The 6,507-nt window shown below is 51.3% G+C and carries 10 protein-coding genes and 1 rRNA gene; 8 read left to right on the forward strand and 3 right to left on the reverse strand.

Annotated elements, in window-relative coordinates:
- Nucleotides 1-30 precede the first annotated feature (30 nt).
- Nucleotides 31-978 (reverse strand): methionyl-tRNA formyltransferase, encoded by a 948-nt coding sequence (gene fmt / locus ABVN44_RS24065; protein WP_001285164.1) that lies wholly within the window; start codon nucleotides 976-978, stop codon nucleotides 31-33.
- 15 nt (nucleotides 979-993) lie between these two features.
- Complete coding sequence (gene def, locus ABVN44_RS24070; RefSeq protein WP_000114987.1) at nucleotides 994-1,503, reverse strand: peptide deformylase; 510 nt, start codon at nucleotides 1,501-1,503, stop codon at nucleotides 994-996.
- A gap of 131 nt (nucleotides 1,504-1,634) precedes the next feature.
- On the opposite strand from def, the gene dprA reads away from it, so the two are divergent.
- From dprA to ABVN44_RS24100, 6 genes are read left to right on the forward strand one after another with little or no spacing between them, the layout of a single operon-like run.
- The gene (dprA, locus tag ABVN44_RS24075; RefSeq protein ID WP_000124526.1) at nucleotides 1,635-2,759 is read left to right on the forward strand and encodes a DNA-protecting protein DprA; all 1,125 of its coding nucleotides are present in this window, start codon (nucleotides 1,635-1,637) and stop codon (nucleotides 2,757-2,759) included.
- The gene (gene smg, locus ABVN44_RS24080) at nucleotides 2,731-3,204 is read left to right on the forward strand and encodes a DUF494 family protein Smg (RefSeq protein ID WP_010835147.1); all 474 of its coding nucleotides are present in this window, start codon (nucleotides 2,731-2,733) and stop codon (nucleotides 3,202-3,204) included. The genes dprA and smg overlap by 29 nt, the downstream gene beginning before the upstream one ends.
- A 26-nt stretch (nucleotides 3,205-3,230) precedes the next feature.
- Nucleotides 3,231-3,773, forward strand: coding sequence for a type I DNA topoisomerase (locus tag ABVN44_RS24085; protein WP_001129708.1), 543 nt, complete (start codon nucleotides 3,231-3,233; stop codon nucleotides 3,771-3,773).
- Nucleotides 3,774-3,777: 4 nt separating this feature from the next.
- Nucleotides 3,778-4,350 carry an L-threonylcarbamoyladenylate synthase type 1 TsaC gene (gene tsaC / locus ABVN44_RS24090; protein ID WP_001063613.1) on the forward strand — a complete coding sequence of 191 codons (573 nt, stop codon included), beginning with the start codon at nucleotides 3,778-3,780 and terminating at the stop codon, nucleotides 4,348-4,350.
- A 4-nt stretch (nucleotides 4,351-4,354) separates the two neighbouring features.
- On the forward strand, nucleotides 4,355-5,173 hold the full coding sequence (aroE, locus tag ABVN44_RS24095) for a shikimate dehydrogenase (RefSeq protein ID WP_000451202.1): 819 nt from the start codon (nucleotides 4,355-4,357) through the stop codon (nucleotides 5,171-5,173).
- The gene (locus ABVN44_RS24100) at nucleotides 5,170-5,427 is read left to right on the forward strand and encodes a DUF1488 domain-containing protein (RefSeq protein ID WP_001070575.1); all 258 of its coding nucleotides are present in this window, start codon (nucleotides 5,170-5,172) and stop codon (nucleotides 5,425-5,427) included. The genes aroE and ABVN44_RS24100 overlap by 4 nt, the downstream gene beginning before the upstream one ends.
- On the opposite strand, the gene ABVN44_RS24105 is transcribed toward ABVN44_RS24100, so the two are convergent.
- Entirely contained in the window at nucleotides 5,403-5,957 is a 555-nt protein-coding gene (locus ABVN44_RS24105) for a gamma carbonic anhydrase family protein (RefSeq protein WP_001285635.1), read from the reverse strand. The genes ABVN44_RS24100 and ABVN44_RS24105 overlap by 25 nt on opposite strands.
- 113 nt (nucleotides 5,958-6,070) lie before the next feature.
- Here ABVN44_RS24105 and ABVN44_RS24110 point away from each other — a divergent pair, with 113 nt between their 5' ends.
- Both ABVN44_RS24110 and ABVN44_RS24115 read left to right on the forward strand, forming a co-directional pair.
- Entirely contained in the window at nucleotides 6,071-6,223 is a 153-nt protein-coding gene (locus ABVN44_RS24110; protein ID WP_023232596.1) for a hypothetical protein, read from the forward strand.
- Between the two features lie 205 nt (nucleotides 6,224-6,428).
- A 16S ribosomal RNA gene (locus ABVN44_RS24115) occupies nucleotides 6,429-6,507 on the forward strand; the annotation flags it as partial.

Raw genomic sequence — 6,507 nt, forward strand, 5'->3', positions numbered from 1 at the left:
GGTAACACCGGGCGTATAAAGACGTGACCGTCAGGCAAGACGGTTACCAGGAATAAACCATTCCTTGCGTGAATTTAACAGATCCTGGGCGCTCATCGCTTTTTTGCCGGCAGGCTGAAGCGAAAGCAAATTTAATATCCCCTTGCCTGTTGCAACCTGAATGCCCTGTTTCGTCGCGGCCAGAATGGTTCCCGGCAGCGACTGCGTGGCGTCCTCAATGACGGACGCCTGCCAGACTTTTACCGGCTGGCCGTCGATTTCCAGCCAGCTCATTGGCCACGGATTAAAGGCGCGAATGCAACGCTCCAGCTGTGCTGCAGAGAGAGACCAGTCAATACGCGCTTCTTCTTTACTGAGCTTTTCCGCATGAGTGACCAGCGCTTCATTCTGCGCTTCAGGCGTCGCTGTGCCGTCCGCCAGTTGTTTTAGTGTGGTAATTAACCCCTGCGGGCCAAGTTCAGCCAACTTATTATACAGTGAGCCACTGGTATCTTCTGCGGTAATCGGGCACGCAAGTTTATACAGCATGTCGCCGGTATCCAGCCCTACATCCATCTGCATAATTGTGACGCCGGTTTCCGCATCGCCTGCCCAGAGTGAGCGCTGAATAGGCGCCGCGCCGCGCCAGCGTGGAAGCAGCGAACCGTGAACATTGATACATCCGAGACGGGGCATATCCAGCACTGCCTTTGGGAGAATCAGACCATATGCTACGACAACCATGACGTCGGCATGTAAGTCAGCAACCAGATGCTGGTTTTCCTGAGGACGAAGCGACACGGGCTGGAAAACGGGCAGGCCTTTTTCTTCCGCCAGCACTTTTACCGGGCTGGGCATCAACTTTTTGCCGCGACCTGCTGGACGATCGGGTTGGGTAAATACGCCGACAACGTTATGTCCAGAAGTTAACAGCGCGTCGAGATGACGCGCTGCAAAGTCAGGTGTACCCGCAAAAATAATACGTAGTGAATCTGACACGTTGGTTCTTGTCCTTTAAGCCCGGGCGTTCAGGCGGTCGAGTTTTTCTACTTTCTGACGAATACGTTGTTGCTTCAGCGGCGACAAATAATCGATAAACAGTTTACCGACCAGATGATCCATCTCATGCTGAATGCAAATTGCCAGCAAACCATCCGCTTCAAGCTCAAACGGGTTGCCGTCGCGATCCAGTGCGCGGATTTTCACTTTCTCGGCGCGCGGCACTAAAGCACGCTGTTCCGGAATCGACAGACAGCCTTCTTCTATACCCGTTTCGCCACTTTTCTCCAGCAATTCCGGGTTAATGAGTACCAGGCGCTCGTCGCGGTTTTCCGAAACGTCAATCACGATGATCCGCTGGTGGATATCGACCTGCGTTGCGGCCAGACCGATACCTTCTTCCGCGTACATCGTTTCGAACATATCATCGACGATACGCTGAATTTCTGCATTCACTTCTTCAACCGGCTTTGCGACTTTGCGAAGGCGCTCGTCCGGAATATGTAACACTTGCAAAACTGACATAATTATCCAGAGTTGTGTTCAGGAGTTGAAAAGATTATTACCTCTATTCTAGACAAATCCCCACCTGATTGACAGCATCAGTGACCAATCGCAAAGATTGTTCAGACTGCTTGTGGCAGGGGAGGGAAAGGATGGCCCGTACCGAAATTTGGTTACGTTTAATGTACGTCGGCGACCTTTATGGCGAGGCGATGTTGAACATGGCGAATTCGCTTATTCGCCAGCCTCAGATAAATCGCACGCACCTTCAGGAGGCTGGTCTTACCGCGCGGCAAGCTGAACGTTTTTTACAGCTTCCAGCAGGTGTGCTTGATGAGACGTTACGCTGGCTTGAACTACCGCAGCACCATTTTCTGTGTGCGGATAGTGAAATTTATCCTCCCCAACTGCGTGCTATTGACGATTATCCCGGCGCTATTTTTATTGACGGCGATCCTGCCTGTCTGCATACCTGCCAACTTGCCGTCGTAGGGAGCCGGAGCCACTCCTGGTATGGAGAACGTTGGGGACGTCTGCTTTGCGAAAGCCTTGCGAAAAGCGGTTTGACGATCACCAGTGGCCTTGCCCGGGGAATTGATGGCGTAGCACACAACGCCGCGGTGAGTATGGGGGGAAAAAGTGTAGCGGTGTTAGGGAATGGCTTGGCAAAGATTTATCCTCGCCGACATGCCATGCTGGCTGAAAACTTGATTGCCGCCGGCGGCGCAGTGGTCTCAGAATTTCCGCTTTCAACGCCTCCGCTACCGCAACATTTTCCTCGCAGAAACCGCATTATCAGCGGACTGAGCAAAGGCGTGCTGGTAATCGAGGCGGCGTTGCGCAGCGGTTCGTTGGTGACGGCGCGCTGCGCGCTTGAACAGGGACGGGACGTTTTTGCATTACCAGGTCCTATCGGTAGTCCGGGAAGCGAAGGCACGCACTGGTTAATTAAACAAGGGGCTACGCTTGTGACGACGCCGGAGGATATTCTGGAAAATTTGCAATACGGCTTACACTGGTTGCCAACTACGGCGGAAAATTCACTTTATTCACTAAATCAGGATGAGGCGGCATTGCCATTTCCTGAGCTCCTGGCTAACGTAGGAGATGAGGTAACACCTGTTGACGTCGTCGCTGAACGTGCCGGCCAACCTGTGCCAGCGGTAGTGGCTCAGCTACTCGAACTGGAGTTAGCAGGATGGATCGCAGCTGTACCCGGCGGCTATGTCCGATTAAGGAGGGCAAGCCATGTTCGACGTACTAATGTATTTGTTTGAAACATACATCCATAACGAAGCCGAGCTGCGCGTGGATCAGGACAGACTGGAGCGTGATCTCACCGACGCTGGGTTTGATCGCGAAGACATCTACAATGCGCTGCTGTGGCTGGAAAAACTCGCTGACTATCAGGATGGCCTCGCGGAACCCATGCAACTTGCTTCCGACCCTCTTTCAATGCGCATTTATACGGCTGAAGAGTGTGAAAGGCTTGATGCCAGTTGCCGGGGGTTCCTGTTATTCCTTGAGCAGATTCAGGTGCTAAACCTCGAAACACGAGAAATGGTGATTGAGCGTGTGCTGGCGCTGGATACCGCAGAGTTTGACCTGGAAGACTTGAAATGGGTTATTTTGATGGTGTTATTCAACATTCCGGGCTGTGAAAACGCCTATCAGCAAATGGAAGAATTACTCTTTGAGGTAAATGAAGGTATGCTGCATTGATAGGTGTTAATGCTGCATGAGTGAATATGGCTAAATCAGCACTGTTTTCGGTGCGTAAAAATGAGCCCTGCCCGCAGTGCGGGGCCGAACTGGTAATTCGTTCCGGGAAACATGGTCCGTTTCTCGGCTGTTCTCGCTATCCGGAATGCGATTATGTTCGCCCGCTGAAAAGTCAGGCGGACGGACATATCGTTAAAATTCTGGAGGGGCAACTGTGCCCTGAGTGTGGCGCCGTGCTGGTGCTGCGTCAGGGGCGCTTTGGCATGTTCATCGGATGCAGTCAGTATCCGCAATGTGAACATACAGTGGTTATTGATAAACCGGATGAAACGGCGATTGCCTGTCCAGCCTGCCAGCAAGGACATTTGGTCCAGCGCCGTTCTCGTTACGGTAAAATCTTTCATTCCTGCGATCGCTACCCGGAATGTCAGTTCGTCATTAACTTCACACCGGTTGCGGGGGAATGCCCCGAGTGCCATTATCCGCTACTCATCGAAAAGAAAACCGCGCAGGGCGTGAAGCGCTTTTGCGCCAGTAAACAATGTGGAAAGCCGGTTCCGGTGGAATAAACAAGTGAATAATAACCTGCCAACAGGATCTATCGCCGCGGCGGTAGATCTCCTGAATAAAGAAAATGTCATCGCTTATCCAACAGAAGCCGTTTTCGGCGTCGGCTGCGATCCCGATAGTGAAACAGCCGTTACGCGCCTGCTGGCGTTAAAACAACGGCCCGTCGATAAGGGACTCATTTTGATTGCCGCCAGCTTTGAGCAGTTAAAACCTTATATTGATGACAGCATACTTACCGCCGCACAGCGTAAAGCGGTATTTGATTGCTGGCCCGGGCCGGTAACGTTTGTTTTTCCTGCGCCCGCGACAACGCCGCGGTGGCTCACGGGACGTTTTGATTCCCTGGCCGTTCGTGTTACTAATCACCCGCTGGTGGTCGCGCTATGCAATGCGTATGGCAAACCGCTGGTTTCCACCAGCGCCAATCTGAGCGGATTACCGCCATGCCGTACCGTTGAAGAGGTGCGTGCGCAATTTGGTGATGATTTTCCGGTGGTTGAAGGCGCAACGGGTGGGCGTTTAAATCCTTCAGAAATTCGCGATGCTCTGACGGGCGAACTGTTTCGACAGGGGTAATATGATGGAAACCTATGCTGTTTTTGGAAATCCGATTGCGCACAGCAAATCGCCATTTATTCATCAGCAATTTGCTCAGCAGCTAGATATTGTTCACCCCTATGGTCGCGTGCTGGCCCCTATTAATAATTTCATTAATACGCTTGATGCCTTTTTCGCGGCAGGGGGAAAAGGCGCAAACATCACAGTACCTTTTAAAGAGGAGGCGTTTGCGCGATCGGATGAGTTAACGGAACGAGCATCGCTGGCGGGAGCCGTCAATACATTAAAACGGCTGGAAGATGGTCGTTTGCTTGGCGACAATACTGACGGTATCGGTTTATTAAGCGATCTCAAACGGTTAAATTTTATCCGCCCAGGATGGCGTATTTTGCTGATTGGCGCGGGCGGCGCATCCCGGGGCGTGCTGTTACCTCTGCTTTCTTTGGATTGCGCGGTCACTATCACTAACCGTACAGCTTCACGTGCCGAAGCGTTGGCGAAAATCTTTGCTCATACCGGCAGCGTTCATGCTATGGATATGGACAAGCTGGATGGTTGTGAGTTTGACCTGATTATTAATGCGACCTCCAGCGGCATACGGGGCGAAATCCCGGCGATTCCGGCGTCACTTATTCACCCTTCCCTCTGTTGCTATGACATGTTCTATCAAAAAGGGAATACGCCATTTCTCTCCTGGTGTGTACAACAGGGCGCAAAACGCTACGCAGATGGGCTGGGAATGCTGGTGGGGCAGGCTGCACATGCCGTTTTGCTTTGGCACGGTGTATTACCGCAGGTCGAGCCAGTGATTGAGCTGCTACAGCAGGAATTATTAGCGTGAACCAGGCCATACAATTTCCTGACCGCGAAGAATGGGATACTGCCGCCAGCGCTGTCATCTTTCCCGCCCTGGTTAATGGGATGCAACTCACGTGTGCAATAAAAAAAGATGTACTGGCGTATCGCTTTGGTGGAGAAACAGCGGAGCAATGGCTGGCCATTTTTCGTGAGTATCGCTGGGACCTGGAAGAAGAGGCTGAAGCATTAATCCTGGCCCAGCAGGAAGACGATCACGGTTGGATATGGTTATCCTGAGAAAGATAGTCGTCTTTCCATTTTACATAGTTATTGGCGGAGTACTGCAGGCCCGATCTCTCAGCATCGCTTAGGGGGCGGATCTGTTTTACCGGACTGCCAAGATATAAATAGCCGCTTTCCAGCCGTTTGTGCTGCGGCACCAGGCTTCCCGCGCCAATCATTACGTCATCTTCTATTATCGCGCCATCCAGCACAATGGAGCCCATACCGACCAGTACGCGGTTACCGATGGTACAGCCGTGCAGCATAACTTTATGGCCAACGGTAACATCTTCGCCAATGATTAATGGGTTGCCGTGTGGATTGGATGGAGACTTGTGGGTTACGTGAAGAACGCTGCCATCCTGAATGTTCGTACGAGCCCCTATCGCAACGTAATTCACATCGCCGCGAATCACCACAAGCGGCCAGATCCCGACATCATCCGCCAGACGGACATCGCCAATAACCACGCTGCTGGTATCGATCATCACGCGCTGACCGATTTCAGGAAAAAGATCCTTATAAGGACGTAATGTGTCAGACATGTCTACCTCATCATAAATGAATAGTCATGAAGACTTTGGTTGCTTTAACGGCGTTGTGCAAGGGGAGATAGCATCAAAAAATCGCCACTTTGCGCAGGAATGGAGCGAAAGGGATGAAAAATCAACAAACAGAAAAAAAGATCCAAAAAACGCTTGTGCAAAAAAATGGGATCCCTATAATGCGCCTCCATCGACACGGCGGATGTGAAACACTTCACACAAACAGCCGGTCGGTTGAAGAGAAAAATCCTGAAATTCAGGGTTGACTCTGAAAGAGGAAAGCGTAATATACGCCACCTCGCAACGGTGAGCGAAAGCCGCGTTGCACTGCTCTTTAACAATTTATCAGACAATCTGTGTGGGCACTCGAAGATACGGATTCTTGACGTCGCAAGACGAAAAATGAATACCAAGTCTCAAGAGTGAACACGTAATTCATTACGAAGTTTAATTCATGAGCATCAAACTTTTAAATTGAAGAGTTTGATCATGGCTCAGATTGAACGCTGGCGGCAGGCCTAACACATGCAAGTCGAACGGTAACAGGAAG

This window comes from Salmonella sp. SJTUF15570 (assembly GCF_043357055.1).
Lineage (GTDB): Bacteria > Pseudomonadota > Gammaproteobacteria > Enterobacterales > Enterobacteriaceae > Salmonella > Salmonella enterica.

Bases quoted from the DNA above. Each gene is read 5' to 3' on its own strand.
- dprA (WP_000124526.1), top strand. From the start codon at position 1,635: ATGGCCCGTACCGAAATTTGGTTACGTTTAATGTACGTCGGCGACCTT.
- def (WP_000114987.1), bottom strand. From the start codon at position 1,503: ATGTCAGTTTTGCAAGTGTTACATATTCCGGACGAGCGCCTTCGCAAA.
- ABVN44_RS24085 (WP_001129708.1), top strand. From the start codon at position 3,231: ATGGCTAAATCAGCACTGTTTTCGGTGCGTAAAAATGAGCCCTGCCCG.
- aroE (WP_000451202.1), top strand. From the start codon at position 4,355: ATGGAAACCTATGCTGTTTTTGGAAATCCGATTGCGCACAGCAAATCG.
- ABVN44_RS24110 (WP_023232596.1), top strand. From the start codon at position 6,071: ATGAAAAATCAACAAACAGAAAAAAAGATCCAAAAAACGCTTGTGCAA.
- ABVN44_RS24105 (WP_001285635.1), bottom strand. From the start codon at position 5,957: ATGTCTGACACATTACGTCCTTATAAGGATCTTTTTCCTGAAATCGGT.
- smg (WP_010835147.1), top strand. From the start codon at position 2,731: ATGTTCGACGTACTAATGTATTTGTTTGAAACATACATCCATAACGAA.